The organism is Cupriavidus sp. 05N38, assembly GCF_056397345.1.
The window spans coordinates 1-16,361 of the sequence record NZ_JBFTNF010000105.1 but is presented as its reverse complement, the minus strand read 5'-3'; the positions used below and the strand labels follow the sequence as shown (position 1 = coordinate 16,361).

The 16,361-nt window shown below is 67.7% G+C and carries 18 protein-coding genes and 1 pseudogene; 15 read left to right on the top strand and 4 right to left on the bottom strand.

All coding sequences use genetic code 11. The annotated features are described in order from the left end of the window. The 4 genes and pseudogenes from flhF to AC1DK4_RS38420 all read left to right on the top strand — a co-directional run. Positions 1-980, top strand: a pseudogene (gene flhF / locus AC1DK4_RS38435) (flagellar biosynthesis protein FlhF); the annotation flags it as partial. Between the two features lie 3 nt (positions 981-983). Then, on the top strand, positions 984-1,817 hold the full coding sequence (locus tag AC1DK4_RS38430; protein ID WP_441621957.1) for a MinD/ParA family ATP-binding protein: 834 nt from the start codon (positions 984-986) through the stop codon (positions 1,815-1,817). Positions 1,818-1,856: 39 nt separating this feature from the next. Continuing rightward, positions 1,857-2,573: an RNA polymerase sigma factor FliA gene (locus AC1DK4_RS38425; RefSeq protein ID WP_006162649.1), complete on the top strand. Its 717-nt coding sequence runs from the start codon at positions 1,857-1,859 to the stop codon at positions 2,571-2,573. After that, positions 2,570-3,001 carry a flagellar protein FlhE gene (locus AC1DK4_RS38420; RefSeq protein WP_441650389.1) on the top strand — a complete coding sequence of 144 codons (432 nt, stop codon included), beginning with the start codon at positions 2,570-2,572 and terminating at the stop codon, positions 2,999-3,001. The genes AC1DK4_RS38425 and AC1DK4_RS38420 overlap by 4 nt, the downstream gene beginning before the upstream one ends. Positions 3,002-3,254: 253 nt before the next feature. Here AC1DK4_RS38420 and AC1DK4_RS38415 read toward each other — a convergent pair whose 3' ends face one another. The 3 genes from AC1DK4_RS38415 to flgA form a co-directional block, all read right to left on the bottom strand. Further along, positions 3,255-3,713 (bottom strand): flagella synthesis protein FlgN, encoded by a 459-nt coding sequence (locus tag AC1DK4_RS38415; RefSeq protein WP_441621962.1) that lies wholly within the window; start codon positions 3,711-3,713, stop codon positions 3,255-3,257. 46 nt (positions 3,714-3,759) lie between these two features. Further along, positions 3,760-4,065: a flagellar biosynthesis anti-sigma factor FlgM gene (flgM, locus tag AC1DK4_RS38410; protein WP_441621964.1), complete on the bottom strand. Its 306-nt coding sequence runs from the start codon at positions 4,063-4,065 to the stop codon at positions 3,760-3,762. A 201-nt stretch (positions 4,066-4,266) separates the two neighbouring features. Further along, positions 4,267-4,986 (bottom strand): flagellar basal body P-ring formation chaperone FlgA, encoded by a 720-nt coding sequence (gene flgA, locus AC1DK4_RS38405; RefSeq protein WP_441621966.1) that lies wholly within the window; start codon positions 4,984-4,986, stop codon positions 4,267-4,269. Between the two features lie 221 nt (positions 4,987-5,207). Between flgA and flgB the strand changes: the two genes are divergently transcribed. The 11 genes from flgB to flgL all read left to right on the top strand — a co-directional run bounded on the left by flgB (position 5,208) and on the right by flgL (position 15,870). Continuing rightward, on the top strand, positions 5,208-5,615 hold the full coding sequence (flgB, locus tag AC1DK4_RS38400; RefSeq protein WP_441650388.1) for a flagellar basal body rod protein FlgB: 408 nt from the start codon (positions 5,208-5,210) through the stop codon (positions 5,613-5,615). 7 nt (positions 5,616-5,622) lie between these two features. Beyond that, positions 5,623-6,030, top strand: a complete 408-nt coding sequence (flgC, locus tag AC1DK4_RS38395; RefSeq protein WP_441621970.1) for a flagellar basal body rod protein FlgC — start codon at positions 5,623-5,625, stop codon at positions 6,028-6,030. A gap of 21 nt (positions 6,031-6,051) precedes the next feature. Beyond that, positions 6,052-6,717 carry a flagellar hook assembly protein FlgD gene (flgD, locus tag AC1DK4_RS38390; RefSeq protein WP_441621972.1) on the top strand — a complete coding sequence of 222 codons (666 nt, stop codon included), beginning with the start codon at positions 6,052-6,054 and terminating at the stop codon, positions 6,715-6,717. Between the two features lie 44 nt (positions 6,718-6,761). Next, positions 6,762-8,015 carry a flagellar hook protein FlgE gene (gene flgE / locus AC1DK4_RS38385; protein WP_441650387.1) on the top strand — a complete coding sequence of 418 codons (1,254 nt, stop codon included), beginning with the start codon at positions 6,762-6,764 and terminating at the stop codon, positions 8,013-8,015. 41 nt (positions 8,016-8,056) lie between these two features. Continuing rightward, positions 8,057-8,800, top strand: coding sequence for a flagellar basal-body rod protein FlgF (flgF, locus tag AC1DK4_RS38380; RefSeq protein WP_441650386.1), 744 nt, complete (start codon positions 8,057-8,059; stop codon positions 8,798-8,800). A gap of 52 nt (positions 8,801-8,852) precedes the next feature. Then, positions 8,853-9,638 (top strand): flagellar basal-body rod protein FlgG, encoded by a 786-nt coding sequence (gene flgG / locus AC1DK4_RS38375; RefSeq protein ID WP_441621977.1) that lies wholly within the window; start codon positions 8,853-8,855, stop codon positions 9,636-9,638. Continuing rightward, complete coding sequence (gene flgH, locus AC1DK4_RS38370; protein ID WP_441621979.1) at positions 9,635-10,318, top strand: flagellar basal body L-ring protein FlgH; 684 nt, start codon at positions 9,635-9,637, stop codon at positions 10,316-10,318. The genes flgG and flgH overlap by 4 nt, the downstream gene beginning before the upstream one ends. Before the next feature lie 14 nt (positions 10,319-10,332). Further along, positions 10,333-11,466, top strand: a complete 1,134-nt coding sequence (locus AC1DK4_RS38365) for a flagellar basal body P-ring protein FlgI (RefSeq protein ID WP_441650385.1) — start codon at positions 10,333-10,335, stop codon at positions 11,464-11,466. A gap of 2 nt (positions 11,467-11,468) precedes the next feature. Further along, a complete protein-coding gene (flgJ, locus tag AC1DK4_RS38360; RefSeq protein ID WP_477116396.1) occupies positions 11,469-12,509 on the top strand; it encodes a flagellar assembly peptidoglycan hydrolase FlgJ in 1,041 nt (346 codons plus the stop codon). A 180-nt stretch (positions 12,510-12,689) separates the two neighbouring features. After that, a complete protein-coding gene (flgK, locus tag AC1DK4_RS38355; RefSeq protein ID WP_441621985.1) occupies positions 12,690-14,603 on the top strand; it encodes a flagellar hook-associated protein FlgK in 1,914 nt (637 codons plus the stop codon). Positions 14,604-14,640: 37 nt separating this feature from the next. Continuing rightward, the gene (flgL, locus tag AC1DK4_RS38350; protein ID WP_441621987.1) at positions 14,641-15,870 is read left to right on the top strand and encodes a flagellar hook-associated protein FlgL; all 1,230 of its coding nucleotides are present in this window, start codon (positions 14,641-14,643) and stop codon (positions 15,868-15,870) included. 92 nt (positions 15,871-15,962) lie between these two features. Here the strand turns inward: flgL and AC1DK4_RS38345 are convergent. Then, on the bottom strand, positions 15,963-16,361 hold a 399-nt coding region (locus tag AC1DK4_RS38345), incomplete at its 5' end, for a TolC family protein (protein ID WP_441650383.1).

Here is a 16,361-nt window from a genome sequence, read left to right as displayed (position 1 = left end):
GGCAGCATACGCTGTGGCTGGCCGACCGCGACGGCCTGCCGCTGGCTGCCGCCGCGGCGCCGGGCGGGCGTACCGCCCCAGCGCTGCAGGCAAGCCAGGGCGGCTGGGAAACCGACGCCGCCAACCTGGGCGCCGCCATCGCCGCCGCGCGTACCGTGGTCAATGTGCTGGACACCATGCCGGCCGCGGCCACGCTGGCGCGCTGGCAGCAGGCAGGTGAGCGCTGGCTGACCACCACCCGCAAGACCACGCGCGTCGCCAGCAACGGCGTTGCGCTGAAGGTCGATGCGCTGGCCGAGACGCTGACGTTCCATGCCTTCGAAGAGATCGAGTACCGCGGCCGCGATGCCGTGCAGTGGATCGCGCAAGCGCCGGTGCGCGTGCTCGAAAGCCAGGTGCGCGGCACGCGCGGCAGCGAGGGCGGCACCGAGGCCGGCCTGCTGGTATCGCGCCTGGTCGACCGTGAAAACGGCCAGACACTGGCCGTGCAATACCTGCTGTGCGAGCCCGCACTGCTGGCCGAGGGCGCGCAACTGGCGCGCTGGGCACGCTGGGCCGAAGCCGGCGAGGCGCACCTGCGCACACTGCGCCATGCGCTCGACCATCTCGGCCAGGGCGAACGCCAGGACGGCGCCAACGATGCCGCGCAGGCGGAAAACCAGGCATGCGCGCGCCTGCTGGCACTGCAGATGGCCGTGGCCGCGCTGCGCCTGGAGCAGGCCGGCGACACGGAAGCCGCGGCCTTCCTGGCGCGCCTGTCCGCGCGCGCGCCGGCGCGCCAGACCCCGAATGCTGCCGTGCTGGTCGAAGGCATGGGCCGCCTGCTGGCGCTGCTGGACGTGCTGGAGAACTACCCCGCGCGCAATGGCCGTGCCGCACCTGCCGTGCCGACCGTACCGGCCGCGCCCGCCACCGAGCCCGACGGCTTCGTCGATGGTGGCCGGATGTTCAAGGCGCTGGCGCAGGTGCAGGGAGAGTAAAACGTGAATTCACTTGCCCTGGACCAGGCCGAAAGCCTGCGGCGCATGCTGGCGCCGCGTGCCACGCGCCGCATCGCGGTGGTCGCGAGCGATGCGGGCGCCGGTGCCACCACGGTGGCGCTCGGGCTGGCCAATGCGCTCGCCATGCAGGGTGAACGCGTGCTGCTGATCGACGAAGACCGCATTGGCGCGCGCGCCACCCGCTTGGCCGGCGCGGCGCCCGAGGGCACGCTGGCCGCCGTGCTGGGCGGTGCGCTCACGCTGGAGGCCGCGCTGGGGCAACGTCCCGCGGGCACCATCGGCGTGCTGCCCGGCAGCCCGCAGGCCACGGGCGACCTGGGCCTGTTCAATGGCTACCGCACCGTGCTCAGCGATGCCCGCAGCGATGCCGAGGGCGCCCTGTCGCAGGTGGCCGGCATGGCGCACAACGTGGTGGTGGTGCTGCGTGCCGAGCCGGCATCGATCAAGGCCGCCTATGCCTGCATCAAGCAGCTGAACCACCTCTACGCCTGCCGCCGTTTCCACCTGGTCGTCAATGCCGCCGCCAGCGACGCCGCCGCCAGCGCCGTGCTCGGCAATCTTGCGCGCACCGCCAGCCAGTATCTCGGCGTGGACGCGAGTCCTGCCGGCAGCCTGCCGCACGATCCGCTGGTCGAGCGCAGCACGGCGCTTGGCCGCTGCGTGGTCGAAGCGTATCCGGCGGCGCCGGCCACTGCCGCCCTGCGCCGTCTTGCCGTCGGCATCGCCGGCTGGCCGCTTCCCATGCCTTCACCAGCCGTAGCCCGTTCAACCCCTCCGGCCGCGCCGCTGGCGCCGCCGGCCACGGCCCTGGCCTGAGCGCCGGGCCTGCCAGCTAGGACTCACGAGAATTCCACCATGTATACGATTCAGGGAAAGCTCGAACAGACTGACACCGTGACCGCGCATGCGTCGCTGGTGCGTCGCATCGCCTTGCAACTCGCGGCCAAGCTGCCGGCCAGCGTGCAGCTCGATGACCTCATCCAGGCTGGCATGATCGGCCTGCTCGACGCCGCCAAGCGTTACGAGGATACGCACGGTGCGCGTTTCGAGACCTATGCCAGCCAGCGCATCCGCGGCGCCATGCTCGACGAGGTGCGCGCCAACGACTGGCAATCGCGCAGCCTGCGCCAGTTCACCCGGCGCATCGAGCGTACCGTGCGCGGCCTCGAGCAGACGCTCGGCCGGGCGCCGCTGGACTCCGAGGTGGCGCAGGAGCTCGAGTTGCCACTCGACGAATACCAGACCTTGCTCAACGAGGTCTATGGCTGCCAGCTGCTGCACTACGAAGACTTCGAACGCTCCGGCGAAGAAGACTTCCTGGATCGCCACCTGAGCGTCAGCGACGACGGCAATCCGCTCACCGTGCTGATGGAGAGCGGCATGCGCGAAGCGCTGATACGCGCCATCGAGCGACTGCCCGAGCGGGAAAAGCTGGTGCTGTCGCTGTGCTACGACCAGGAGCTGAACCTGCGTGAGATCGGCGCCGTGCTCGAGGTGACGGAGTCGCGCGTCTGCCAGATCCGCAGCCAGGCCATCACGCGCCTGCGTTCGCAGCTGCGCGGGCTGCTATGAAAGCCAGGTCCCGCCATATCGCCGTGGCGGCCATTGCCGCATGCTGCAGCCACGGCTGGGCCGCGCCGGCAGGACCTACCCTGCATTCGTGGTCGGCTTCCGTGAGTGGCCCCGCCTTGTATGGCAAGGGCCTGCGCACCATGTCCGCGCCCATCACCCCGACCGGGTATCTGCCGCAGGCCGAGGGCGCCATCACCACCGTGCGGTGGCGCTACAGCTTTACCCGCACGCCGCCGCTCGATCTGCAGGCCTATCTCTGCAATGCGCAGCGCTGCGTGTTGCTGCCGGGGGCGGAGGGACTCACCGATGCCTTCAGCGGGGATGACGCAGGCAGGGGATTCGTGTTCGCGTTCCAGGTACCGGGGAAGGGCGCGCTGACGCCCGTCCTGCAGGGACAGTCGGGACAAGTGGTGGTGGGGTACAGGTAAGACCGCAGGTGCATGGATTCGGCGGCCCGGGCCTTTCCGCCCGGGCGCCGCTTCCCAAGCCCCCGCAGCCGCTCAAGCCTCAAGTCTCAAGCCTCAGGCTCCAACCCTCAAGCCACCGGCTCCGCCACCGCGCCCGAACAAAAAAAAGCGGCTTCGCCTTCCCTGCCGGGAGCGAAGCCGCTTTTTTTGTTCGTTCGGTCTTTCCTGCATTTCGCCGCGGGCTTGCGAAAGCCCGTGGCGACAAGACACCGGTTCAGCCCGCCGCCAGGCTGACGCCTTGCGGACCTTGCTGGGTTCGCCCGTCCTTGCCGTACAACGTGCCCGTCTCGCCCCGGTGGCGCAGCGCCAGGATGGCTTCCTGCGTGAACTCCAGATGCGCATCCACCACGGCCGCATTGACGGCGTTGGCATCGCGCGCCATGCGCGCGGCGAACAGCAGGTCGCGCCATGCGGTCTCGACGGCAGGCACGATCTCGCGCCCGAACAGCTGGCCGCCCGCACCGAGGCGAATCCCCATGGCACCCATCTGCGCCTCGCGCGTGCGCGTCAGCGTCTGCAGCGAGCCGGCCAGTTCGACCTTGCGATCCAGCAGGCCGACCAGCGCCTGGTAGTCGCCCGCCTTGATCATGGCGCGCTCTTCGCCCAGCACGGCGGCGAATTCCTTGGAGAGCTCGGTTTCCCGGGCGAGGTTCTGGATCAGGGACTGGCTCATGGCTTGCCTAAGTGTCGTGGGTTGGCTTTGCCGCCGGTGTCGAGCGTCAGGCGCCGCCGTTGAGTTCGCGCAGCGACGCCAGCAGACCGTCTGCGATCTTGCTGGGGTCGATCTTGATGCGTCCTTCGGCGATGGCCTGGCGGATTTCGTCCACCTTGGCGGTATCGATGTCGTCGTCTTGGTCTTCCACCAGGCGCGCGCCGATTTCGCGCACCTGGGCGCCCAGCGGGCTGACGCGCACGCCGGGGGTTTCCGGGGCGGCGGCCGGGCCGGCGGGGGTGCCTGCCACGCTGCGCGTTGCACCGTCGCCGGCGTCGCCCGGCCTCGAGGAGGTGGTCTGATTGATCTTCACGGTGATTCCTTGCTGGGTACCTCTGGCTTATCGGACGGTGGCGGCAGAACTTTAGGGCCGCCCCGGGTCCATCCGGCCCGGCTCACGGACCCGTCCGGCCACGCTGCCCGCCGGACGCCGGTCTTGGGATGCCGGCTGCACATCCTGCAGCGCTGCGCGCCATTGTCTCATGAGACCGTTGCGCTACCCAGGCACGCCAGCCTATTGCTGCAGCACCACCGTGTCGCCATTGCGCACCAGCGCGCTGACCACCTGGCCGCTCTTGAGCCGCACCTGCACATTGCTGCCGACCGCGGCTTCGGCCATCACCTTGCCCTCGCTGCTGAGCTGGAAGGAATCCCCCTCGACCACCACCGTCACGTTCTGTCCCTGCCGCACGGCAATGGCCTTCTTCAGGAGATCCGTGCGCATCGGCGAACCCGCTGCGATGCGGCTGGCGGCCACGGCGCCCGCGATCTGCGCGGGGTCGGTCACCACCGCGCGCGGCAGGTTGGAAAGGTCGCCCTGGCGCACTTCCAGGTCAGAAGGGTCTACTGGCTCGCCGGGGGTGAAATTGCGGCCGGCCACGTAGTAATCGGCCACCACCGCGACGCGCGCCTGCACGTAGCGCGTCCACGGGCGCTCGCCGCCGCAGCGCACGCCGACGGAGACGCGGCCCCAGGGCGACGCGCCCGGCGGCAGGAAGGGTTCGGGCAGGGTGCATTCCGGTGCGCGGCCGCCCGACGGCGGCACGACCTGGATGCTGGCCTTGCCGGGCAGCCCGGCGGTCTGGCGTTCGAGGAACCGCTCCACCGCGACGCGCACCGGGTCTTCGGCAAAGGGCGAGGGCGGCGCTGCGCGGACGCTGCCGGACAGGGCGCCGCCGGCGGCGAGCACACAGAGCAGGGCACGCGCAACGGCGGACCGGAAACGAGGAATCATGGGTGCATCCAGGCAAGGAGCGGTGCGCTGGCGCGCCACCGGCGCGCGGGCCGGGCCGCGAGAACAGGACCCATTGTAGGCAGCCGCGCTTTCTCTCTCGTTCCGAAATACGCAGTTTTCTTTGCCCTATTCGCACGATTGGGATGACAGGGCCGAACCTAAGATGGCACACCTGAAGAAGGTCGACCTTCATCGCTCTCTCCCTCCAGCGAGACACAGACATGATTGACAGACTCGATGCGGCACTGCGCTTCCAGCAGGATGCGCTGAGCTTGCGGACCCAGCGGCAGTCGGTGATTGCCTCCAATATCGCGCACGCCGACACGCCCGGCTACAAGGCGCGCGACTTCGATTTCTCCAGCACGCTGGCGCAGACGGTCGAGCGCGGCAGGCGCGCCGAAGGCGTATCTCTCTCCACGACCTCGGCGCGGCACCTGCCGGGCCAGGCGTCGGCGTCCGACAACATGGACCTCGAGTACCGCATCCCCATGCAGTCGAGCATCGACGGCAATACCGTCGAGATGGACACCGAGCGCGTGGCCTTCGCCGACAACGCGGTGCACTTCGAGTCTGGCCTCACGGTGATGAGCGCCAAGATCAAGACCATGCTGTCGGCCATCCAGCAGTGAGCGCGCCATGCCAGCAATGAATATCTTCGAGGTGGCCGGCTCGGCCATGGCCGCGCAGTCGCAGCGCATGAACGTGACCGCCTCCAACCTGGCCAACGCGGACAGCGCGGTCAGCCCCAACGGCCAGCCCTACCGCGCCAAGCAGGTGGTGTTCGGCCTGGCACCCACGCCAGGCCAGAGCGACGTGGGCGGCGTGCAGGTGGAAGGCGTGCTGGAAGACCCGTCGCCGCCGCGCATGATCCACAACCCGACACATCCGCTGGCCAACGCCGACGGCTACGTCACCATGCCGAACGTCAACCCGGTGGAAGAGATGGTCAACATGATCTCGGCCTCGCGGTCCTACCAGGCCAACGTGGAAGTCCTCAACACCGCCAAGAACATGATGCTCAAGACACTGACCATCGGGCAGTAATCGTCTTAACCGGGATACGCAATGACTAGCACTTCTTCCGTCGATACCAGCAGCCAGGGCATCAACAACGCCTTGCAGAGTGGCAGCGCTAGCGCCGCCGACCTGCAGAACAACTTCCTGACCATGCTGGTCACGCAGATGAACAACCAGGACCCGCTCAACCCGATGGACAACTCGCAGCTCACCTCGCAGCTCGCGCAGATCAGCCAGGTGAGCGGCATGCAGACCATGAACAGCACGCTGCAGGCGCTGCTGTCGCAAGTCTCCGCCAGCCGGGCCATGGATTCGGCGTCGCTGATCGGCCATACGGTGATGGTGCCGGGCTCCAGCACCTCGGTGACGGGCGGCGTGCCGGACAAGATCGGCGTGGACCTGCCTTCGACGGCCGACGCGGTCACGGTGAACGTGCTCGACAAGGACGGCAACGTCGTGCGCACCATCGACATGAAGGGCCAGGTCGCGGGCGTGCACGACATTCCGTGGGACGGCAAGAACGATGCCGGCGCGGCTTTGCCCGACGGCGACTACAGCTTCAAGGTCACGGCCACGGCCAGCGGCAAGGATGTCACGCCGGTCGCGCTGGTCTACGGCAAGGTGGGCAGCATCAGCGGTGACTCCAGCGGCGTGCTGGTGGATATCGGCAACGGCCGCACGGCGTCCGTCGACGACGTGCGCCGCATTCTTTGATTCAACTGCGATTCATCAGCTAACCAGTCTACTAGGGGAACATCATGGGTTTCGGTCAAGGGGTAAGCGGCATCAACGCCGCGGCATCCAACCTGGACGTCATCGGCAACAACATCGCCAACGCCAATACCGTCGGCTACAAGCAATCGACGGCGCAGTTCGCCGACGTGTATGCGGGCACCAAGATTGGCCTGGGCGTGACGGTGAATTCGGTGGTGCAGTCGTTCAGCCAGGGCAATATCGAGGCGAGCGGCAGCTCGCTCGACGTGGCGATCACCAACGGCAACGGCTTCTACCGCCTGACCGACGCCACAGGTTCGGTCTTCTACTCGCGCAATGGCCAGTTCTCGCGCCAGCCCGACGGCAGCATCACCAATGCGCAGGGCCTGGCGCTGACCGGCTACCCGGCCGGCACGACCGGCGGCGGCGCGGTGCAGCCGCAGCCGCTGGTGGTGCCCAGCACCACCATGGCGGCCAAGGCCACCACCACGCTGGCCTCGTCGTTCAACCTGGATTCCGGCAGCAAGGTTCCGGCCACGCCGTTCGTCAGCACCGGCCCGCTCCCCGGACCGCCCCCGGTGCCGGCTTCGTTGCCGACCTTGAGCATGTACAACTACGGCACCGGCGTGACGGTGTATGACTCGCTGGGCAATGCCCGCCAGCTGACCGCGTACTTCTCGACGGGTACGCCGGGCGCCGGCACGCAGCCGGGCGGCACCGACTGGACCATGCACCTGACCGATGCGGCGGGCAACGTCGTCAACACCACCACGATGCAGTTCAGCTCGAACGGCAACCTGGTGTCGCCGGCGCCTGGCGCCACCACCAACATCGCCATGCCCGCCTCCAACGGCGCCGCCGCGATGGCCATCGCCATGGACCTGACCGGCACCACGCAGTTCGCCGGCGCCAGCGACACCAAGCCGCCGGTGCAGGATGGCTATGCGGCGGGCAGCCTGCTGGGCTTCGCCATCCAGCCGGACGGCACCATCCTGGGCAGCTACTCCAATCAGAAGACCCAGGCACTGGGCCAGGTCGTGATGGCGGGCTTTGGCAACCCCGAAGGCCTCAGGCCCGAAGGCAACAATGTGTGGTCGGCGACCGGCGCGTCGGGCCAGCCGGTGGTCGGCGCGCCCGGCGGCAGCCTGGGCACGCTCAAGTCCAATGCGGTCGAAGCCTCCAACGTGGACCTCTCCGGCCAGCTCGTGAGCCTGATCGTGGCGCAGCGCAACTACCAGGCCAACGCGCAGACCATCAAGGCACAGGACACGGTCATGCAGACCCTGGTCAACCTGTAATGCACGTCGTCGGCAAGCAAGGCCGGAACTGAGGAAACGCAATGGACCGCTTGATCTATACCGCCCTGTCGGGGGCCAAGCAGACGCTTGACCAGCAGGCTGCGGTATCCAACAACCTGGCCAATGCCTCCACGCCGGCCTTCCGCGCGCAGGTCAACATGTTCCGCGCGGTGCCGGTGGTGGGCAATGCCTCGCCGACCCGCGCCTTCACGCTGGCTTCCACGCCGGGCGCTGACATGAAGGCCGGGCCGCTGACCTACACCGAGCGTCCGCTGGACGTGGCGCTGCAGGGCAATGGCTGGCTGACCGTGCAGGCGCCCGACGGCAGCGAGGCCTACACTCGCGCAGGTTCGCTGCAGGTGTCGGCCGACGGCCAGCTGCTGACCAGCACCGGCTTGCCGGTGATGGGCGACGGCGGCCCGATCGCGGTGCCGCCCGGGTCGACGGTCAGCATCGGCAGCGATGGCGCCATCACCGCGCGCGGCCCCGGCGATGCCGCGCAAGGCCTTGCGCAGGTTGGCAAGCTGCGCCTGGTGAACCCGCCGCCGGAGTCGATCGCCCGCGGCGACGACGGCCTGTTCCGCCTGCGCCCCGGCGCGCAGCCGCTGCAGCAGGACGCCAACGTACGCGTGGTTTCCGGCGCGCTTGAAGGCAGCAACGTGAATCCGGTGGAAGCCATGGTCGACATGATCGCCAACGCGCGCCGCTTCGAGATGCAGATGAAGATGATCCAGGGCGCGGACACCAACGACCAGCGCGCCAACCAGCTGCTCTCGAACAACTGAATTTCTTGAATTGATGCGCCGTCGCACCATGCGGCGGCCTGTGAGGACAAACATGATCCGCTCTCTCTGGATTGCCAAGACCGGCCTCGATGCGCAGCAGACGCAGATGGACGTGATCTCGAACAACCTGGCCAACGTGTCGACCAACGGCTTCAAGCGCGGCCGCGCCGTGTTCGAGGAACTGATGTACCAGACCGTGCGCCAGCCGGGCGCGCTGTCGTCGGACCAGACCACGCTGCCCTCGGGCCTGCAGCTGGGCACCGGCGTGCGCCCCGTGGCCACCGAGCGCATCCACACCCAGGGCAATCCGCAGCAGACCGGCAACAGCAAGGACGTGGCCGTGATCGGCCAGGGCTTCTTCCAGGTCACGCTGCCCGACGGCACCACCGCCTACACGCGCGACGGCTCGTTCCAGACCGACCCGAACGGCCAGCTGGTGACCTCCAGCGGCTTCGTGGTCCAGCCCGCCATCACGCTGCCGGCCAACTACACCACGCTCACCGTGGGGCGCGACGGCACGGTCTCGGTCACGCAGCCGGGCTCGAGCAACAACGTGCAGGTCGGCCAGCTGCAACTGGCTACCTTTGCCAATCCGGCCGGACTGGAAAGCCTGGGCGAGAACCTGTACGTGCAGACCGACGCATCGGGCGCGCCCAACACCACCGTGCCCGGCCTGAACGGCGCCGGCACGCTGCAGCAGAACTACGTGGAAGCCTCCAACGTGAACGTGGTCGAAGAGCTGGTCAGCATGATCCAGACCCAGCGCGCCTACGAGATCAACAGCAAGGCAGTGCAGACGTCCGACCAGATGCTGCAGCGCCTCACCCAGCTCGGATGATCATGATTGCCTCGTTGACCCGCCTGGGCGCGCTCGCCCTGTGCTGCCTCGCGACCGGTTGCGCGATGATGCCGCGCGAGCCGCTGGTCCAGCTTCCCACCACCGCGCGGGCGGAACCCCGCGCATTGGGACCGGCGAGCGGATCGATTTTCCAGGGGTCGTACGCAGGCAATCCGCTGTTCGAGGATCGCCGTCCGCGCAACGTGGGCGACATCCTCACCATCGTGATCAGCGAAAACGTCAACGCCAGCAAGAATTCCGGCACCAACGCCAGCCGCACGTCCAACAGCGCGCTGGCATTCGATGCCGTGCCCAAGGCGCTCGGTGGCTTGTTCAGCAGCAGCCAGAACGCCACCATGAGCGGTGCCAACGCCCTCAAGGCCAGCGGCGGCGCCACCGCCGCCAACACCTTCAGCGGCACCATCACCGTGACCGTGCTGGAAGTGCTGCCCAACGGCAACCTGGTGGTGTCCGGCGAAAAGCAGATGGCCATCAACCAGGGCGCGGAGTTCATCCGCTTCTCGGGCGTGGTCAATCCGCGCACGATCACAGGCGACAACGCGGTCCCGTCCACCCAGGTGGCGGACGCGCGCATCGAATACACCGCCAAGGGCTATATCGACGAAACGCAGAACATGGGCTGGCTGCAGCGTTTCTTCCTCAACGTTTCACCGTACTGATGGCAGATTGCATCATGTTCCCGTCTTCGCTCCCTGTCTTGCGCCGCCGCTTCGTCCGCGCTCTCTTCCTCGCGCTGACGCTGGGCCTGCTGTCAGGCGCGGCGCATGCGGAACGGCTGAAGAACCTGGCTACCTTCCAGGGCGTGCGGGACAATCCGCTGGTCGGCTACGGCCTGGTGGTCGGGCTGGACAGCACCGGCGACCAGACCATGCAGACGCCGTTTACCACGCAGAGCCTGACCAATATGCTCTCGCAGCTCGGCATCACGCTGCCGGCCGGCAAGAACATGCAGCTCAAGAACGTGGCGGCGGTGATGGTGACGGCGACGCTGCCGCCGTTCGCGCAGCCCGGCACCCAGCTCGACGTGGTGGTGTCGTCGATGGGTAACGCCAAGAGCCTGCGCGGCGGCACCTTGCTGATGACGCCGCTCAAGGGGGCCGATGGCCAGGTCTATGCCATCGCGCAGGGCAACATGCTGGTGGGCGGCGCGGGTGCGTCGGCCAACGGCAGCAAGGTGCAGGTCAACCAGCTGGCGGTGGGCCGCATCGCCAACGGCGGTATCGTCGAACGCGCCGTGCCGGCCTTCCAGCCCGAAGGCGGCCTGCTGAACATCGAACTGCGTGAAACCGACTACGGCACCGCGGAACGCGTGGTCGATGCCATCAACCGCAACATGGGCGGCGGCGTGGCCACCGCGCTGGACGGGCGCGTAGTGCAGGTGCGCACGCCGCAGGGTTCCTCCGCGCGAGTGGGTTTCATGGCGCGCATCGAGAACATCGAGGTCACGCGCGCCAAGGCCGCGGCCAAGGTCATTCTCAACGCACGCACCGGCTCGATCGTCATGAACCAGGCCGTCACCGTGGAAGACTGCGCCGTCGCGCACGGCAATCTCTCCGTGGTCATCAACACCCAGCCGGTGATCAGCCAGCCGGCGCCGTTCAGCGGCGGCCAGACCGTGGTGGCGCCGGTGTCGCAGATCGACCTGAAGCAGCAGGCCGGTTCGCTGCAGATCGTGAAGGCGGGCGCCTCGCTGGCGGCGGTGGTCAAGGGCCTCAATTCGCTGGGCGCGACCCCGGCCGACCTGCAGACCATCCTGGAAGCCATGCGCGCGGCCGGCGCGCTGCGCGCGGACCTCGAGATCATCTGACCATGTCCGCCAGCCGACTGGCCGCGCAGGCCGAACTCTCGCAACGCTTTGCCCTGGACACCCAGGGTTTCGAGGGACTCAAGCAGAGCGCCCGCACCGGGGCCGGACCCGAGACGCTGCGCACCGCGGCCCGCCAGTTCGAGGCTGTGTTCACGCAGATGGTGCTCAAGAGCATGCGCGATGCCACGCCGCAGGAGGGCCTGTTCGACAATGAGCAGACCAAGCTCTACATGTCGATGATGGACCAGCAGCTCTCGCAGCAGATGTCCAGCCGCGGCATCGGCCTGGCGGACGTGATGGTGCGCCAGCTGGCGCGGGCCAGCGGCGCGGCGGTGCCGCCCGAGCTTGCCGGCAGCGCCGGGGTCGCGGCGGCAAGGCAGGCGTCGCTGCAGGCCGGCATGGACGACGCCGCTCCCGGCCTGGCCGGCGCGCTCGACATGCGCAACGGCGACGGCGACACGCCGCGCGCCGGCAGCGTGGTGGCCGGCCCCAGCTGGAACCCGACCGCCGGGCTGCGCCAATACCAGGGCCAGGCCCAGGACACCGGCGCCTGGCAGGGCAACGGCCCGGCGCTGCCGGAAGACACGCCGGCCCATATCAGCGCCTTCGTCTCGCGCATGGCGGGGCCCGCCATGTCCGCCTCGCGCGCCACCGGCGTGCCGGCCAAGCTGATCCTCGGCCAGGCCGCGCTCGAATCCGGCTGGGGCCGGCGCGAGATCGCGCATCCGGACGGCAGCACCACCTTCAACGTGTTCGGCGTCAAGGCCGGGGCGAACTGGAAGGGCGCCGTCGCGGAAATCACCACCACCGAATACGTCGACGGCCAGCCGCAGAAGGTGCGCGCGCGCTTTCGCGCCTATGGTTCGTACGACGAAGCGTTTGCCGACTACGGACGCCTGCTGAGCAACAACCCGCGCTATGCCGAGGTGCTGGCCGCGGGCAACCCGGACGACGCCGCGCGCGGCTTGCAGCGGGCCGGCTACGCCACCGATCCGGCTTACGGCGAGAAGCTCGTGCGGATCATGCGCAAGGTCCCGGTCTGAGCCCTCGGGCCGGCCGCGGCGGGCAAATATTCGGCCGCCGCGCTCTAAAGTCTGTTTGTCTTTTTGCCGTTACTTACACCATTCACCGCCGTCGGTCCTCGCAGCGGCGAACTGGCACCGGCTCCGGTGCGCGGATCGCCCGGCCAGGCGCACGGCAGCCACCAGACGCGGAGCTAGAGCATGTCTCTCTTCAATATCGGACTTTCCGGCCTGAACACGGCGCAGAACGCGCTGACCACGGTTGGCCACAATCTCAGCAATGCGGCCACCACTGGCTACACCCGCCAGAACACCATCATCGCTTCGGCCGGCGGCCAGTACACCAGCGCCGGCTTCTACGGCCAGGGCTCGAATGCCACCTCGGTGGTCCGCGTCTATGACGAATTCCTGACCAACCAGCTGCGCGGTGCCCAGACCGCCAGCGCGCAGCTCTCCACCTACTCCGACCAGATCGGCCAGATCGACAACCTGCTGGCCGACCAGAAGGGTGGCCTGGCGCCGCTGATGCAGAAGTTCTTCGCCGCCGTGCAGGGCGTGTCCGATACGCCGGCCGACCCCGCCGCGCGCCAGAACCTGCTCAACGCCGGCCAGTCGCTGACGGGCCAGATGCGGGCCGCCAACGCATATTTCCAGCAGTTGCGCGACGGTGTCAACAGCCAGCTGCAAAGCTCGGTGACGCAGATCAACGCGTTCTCCCAGCAGATCGCCAAGCTCAACACCCAGATCACGCAGGCGACCGCGGCCGGTGCCGGCCAGCCTCCCAACGACCTGCTCGACCAGCGTGACCAGCTGGTCTCGCAACTGACCCAGATCGTTGGCGTCAAGGTGGTGCCGCAGGACGGCACCTACAATGTCTTCGCCGGCAACGGCCAGGCGCTGGTGATGGGCTCCAGCTCGTACGACCTGAAGGCAGTCGCCTCGGCCGACGACCCTTCGCGTACCACCATCGCTTACACGCAAGCCAACGGCAATGCGTATGAGATGGATGAGAGCTCGCTCACGGGCGGCTCCGTCGGTGGCCTGCTGAAGTTCCGCAGCGAGACCCTGGACTCGGCGCAGAACGCCATCGGCCGCCTGTCGGTGACGCTGGCGCAGACCTTCAACGACCAGCACAAGCTTGGCGTGGACCTGACCGGGCAGATCGGCGGCAACCTGTTCACGCTGGGCACGCCCGCGGTGATCGCCAAGACCACCAACACAGGCGCCTCCGCGGTCTCGGCGACCATCAGCAATACGTCCCAGCTCACCACCAGCGACTACACCCTGTCGTTCGACGGCACCAACTACAACCTGGTGCGCGCGTCCGACAGCAAGGTCGTGGCCAGCCAGGCCGGCGCCACCGCTATCTACCCGCTGACGCTGTCGGCGGATGGCGTGGACGTCAATATCCCGACCGCGATGTCGACCAACGATTCGTTCCAGATCCAGCCGACCCGCAACGTGGCCGCGGCAATGGACATGGCGATCACCGATCCGGCCAAGATTGCTGCCGCGGGTCCGCTGCGCGCCAGCACCGGCGCCACCAACACCGGCACCGGCACCGTCAAGGTCAGCAACGTCGCGGCGGGCTTCAGCCTGCCCGCCACCACCATCACCGCGAAGTACACCGCCGCCGGCTACGTCTTCACCGACGCCGCCGGTGCCGCGGTCGTGCCGACCACCGGCCCGACCCCCAACGGCGCCGCAACGGATTTCTCGTTCAACGGCATCACCGTGAGCTTCGCCGGCACGCCTGCCGTGAACGACACCTTCACCCTGGCGCCCAACCTCGGCGGCGTGTCCGACAATGGCAACGCCTTGACGCTGGCCAAGCTGCAGAACGTCAAGACCATCGGCGGTGTCTCCAGCTACAACGATGCCTTTGCCCAGCTGGTCAACGACGTCGGCAGCCGTGCCAAGTCGGTGCAGATCGCATCGACGTCGCAAGACAGCGTCACCACGCAGGTCACCACCGCACAGCAGAGCGTGTCGGGCGTGAACATGGATGAGGAAACCGTGTCGATGCTGCGCTTCCAGCAGCTCTACCAGGCCAACGCCAAGGTGATCCAGACCGCCACCAACCTGTTCGATACCATCATCGGCATCGGCAACTGATCGTCCAGCAGACCCGGATCCCAGGAAAGGAACAGACATGCGCGTCGCAAGCTCAACGCTTTACCAGCTCGGCCTGGCCTCGATGAACAGCCAGCAAGGCTCCCTGCTGCATGTGCAGCAGCAACTCGGCACCGGCCGCCGCATCCTCACGCCGTCGGACGATCCCGTCGGCGCCACCCGCGCCCTGACCGTCGCACAGTCGAGCGCGGTCAACGACCAGTACACCACGTCGCGCAAGCAGGCCACCAACAACCTGTCGATGGAGCTGAACTCCCTCAACAGCGTCGTCACCACGATCCAGAATATCCAGACGCTGGTGGTGCAGGGCGGCAACGGCACCATGAGCGACGCCGACCGCGCCTCCGTGGCATCGTCGCTGCAAGACGCCTACAACCAGTTGCTGGGCACGGCCAACGCCGACGACGGCAACGGCCAGTTCATGTTCGCGGGCTACCAGTCGTCGACGCCGCCGTTCTCCAAGAACAGCCTCGGCGCGGTGCAATACACGGGCGACACGGGCCAGCAATTGCTGCAGGTCGACGTGTCGCGCCAGATGCCGACCAACGACAACGGCTACGCCATTTTCATGAGCGTGCAGAACACCGCAAGCTATGTGGCCTCCGCGGGCGCGGGCAACACCGGCACGGCCACCTTCAGCGCGGTCACGGTCGCCGACCCGACCAATGCGCTGTACGGCCATGCCCTGTCGATCAATTTCGCCGCCGATCCCACCACCGGCGCGATGCAATACCAGGTGGTCGACAACAGCGCCACCCCGCCGGCCGCGGTCGGCACTCCTGTCGCCTACACCGACGATGCCGGCATCCAGATCGGCGGTCTTTCGCTGTCGATCAAGGGCACGCCCAACAGCGGCGACATCGTCAACCTGCAGCCCGCGCAGCAGGCCGGCACCGATATCTTCGCCAACCTGCAGAGCGTCATCGCCGCGCTGAAAAAGCCCATGGTCACCGATGCGGACCGCGCCTCGCTGACCAACGCGCTGGCGACCGCCAACCGCAAGATGGCCAACTCGCTCGACAACGTCAGCACGGTACAGTCCTCGGCAGGCTCCCGCCTGCAGGAACTCGATGCGCTCAACACCATCGGCTCCAACCGCTCGCTGAACTACACGCAGACCCTGTCCGGCCTGCAGGACCTGGACTACTACTCCGCAATCCCCGAGTATTACCAGCGCCAGACTGCGCTGCAGGCCGCCCAGCAGTCGTTCATGCAGATCCAGGGGATGAATCTGTTCAAGTACTTGTAAGGCGGGGAAGTGCCAGGCTGATATTGGTGTGTGTGCGACGGTAGCAAAGCCTGGAAGCGATGAAACCCGCACCCGCTCGCCCAAACACCTCCTCAGCGAACAACGTGCTGCTCGCCGTAGGTCGACTCCCAGCCGCCACCGAGTACCTTGCATAGCGTAATAAGGTTCGTGGCGGCGGTTGACCTGCTCTGTTCAAGATTGCGCTGCGCTTCGATCAATTGCTTCTGCACGTTCAGGACGTTGAGGTAGTCGATAGCGCCGGCCTTGTACCGTTGCTGCGCGATCGAGAGCGCGCGCTGGTTCAGGCTCACGACCTCGGTCAGCCGGTCGCGCCGCCGCTGTTCGGCATCGTAGGCGAGCAGCGCGTCGTCAACCTCGCGCCAGGCTTCGAGCAGGGTGCGTTTGTAGACGATCGCGGCTTCCTGTTGCTGCGCCTCGCGCAGATGCAGCATCCCCTTGAGCTTGCCGCCCTCGAAGATGGGAAGCGAGAT

Excerpts from the sequence above, each read along its gene's own strand:
- AC1DK4_RS38425 (WP_006162649.1), top strand. The coding sequence starts at position 1,857 with ATGTATACGATTCAGGGAAAGCTCGAACAGACTGACACCGTGACCGCG.
- AC1DK4_RS38420 (WP_441650389.1), top strand. The coding sequence starts at position 2,570 with ATGAAAGCCAGGTCCCGCCATATCGCCGTGGCGGCCATTGCCGCATGC.
- AC1DK4_RS38415 (WP_441621962.1), bottom strand. The coding sequence starts at position 3,713 with ATGAGCCAGTCCCTGATCCAGAACCTCGCCCGGGAAACCGAGCTCTCC.
- flgA (WP_441621966.1), bottom strand. The coding sequence starts at position 4,986 with ATGATTCCTCGTTTCCGGTCCGCCGTTGCGCGTGCCCTGCTCTGTGTG.
- flgB (WP_441650388.1), top strand. The coding sequence starts at position 5,208 with ATGATTGACAGACTCGATGCGGCACTGCGCTTCCAGCAGGATGCGCTG.
- flgC (WP_441621970.1), top strand. The coding sequence starts at position 5,623 with ATGCCAGCAATGAATATCTTCGAGGTGGCCGGCTCGGCCATGGCCGCG.
- flgD (WP_441621972.1), top strand. The coding sequence starts at position 6,052 with ATGACTAGCACTTCTTCCGTCGATACCAGCAGCCAGGGCATCAACAAC.
- flgE (WP_441650387.1), top strand. The coding sequence starts at position 6,762 with ATGGGTTTCGGTCAAGGGGTAAGCGGCATCAACGCCGCGGCATCCAAC.
- flgF (WP_441650386.1), top strand. The coding sequence starts at position 8,057 with ATGGACCGCTTGATCTATACCGCCCTGTCGGGGGCCAAGCAGACGCTT.
- flgG (WP_441621977.1), top strand. The coding sequence starts at position 8,853 with ATGATCCGCTCTCTCTGGATTGCCAAGACCGGCCTCGATGCGCAGCAG.
- flgH (WP_441621979.1), top strand. The coding sequence starts at position 9,635 with ATGATCATGATTGCCTCGTTGACCCGCCTGGGCGCGCTCGCCCTGTGC.
- AC1DK4_RS38365 (WP_441650385.1), top strand. The coding sequence starts at position 10,333 with ATGTTCCCGTCTTCGCTCCCTGTCTTGCGCCGCCGCTTCGTCCGCGCT.
- flgJ (WP_477116396.1), top strand. The coding sequence starts at position 11,469 with ATGTCCGCCAGCCGACTGGCCGCGCAGGCCGAACTCTCGCAACGCTTT.
- flgK (WP_441621985.1), top strand. The coding sequence starts at position 12,690 with ATGTCTCTCTTCAATATCGGACTTTCCGGCCTGAACACGGCGCAGAAC.
- flgL (WP_441621987.1), top strand. The coding sequence starts at position 14,641 with ATGCGCGTCGCAAGCTCAACGCTTTACCAGCTCGGCCTGGCCTCGATG.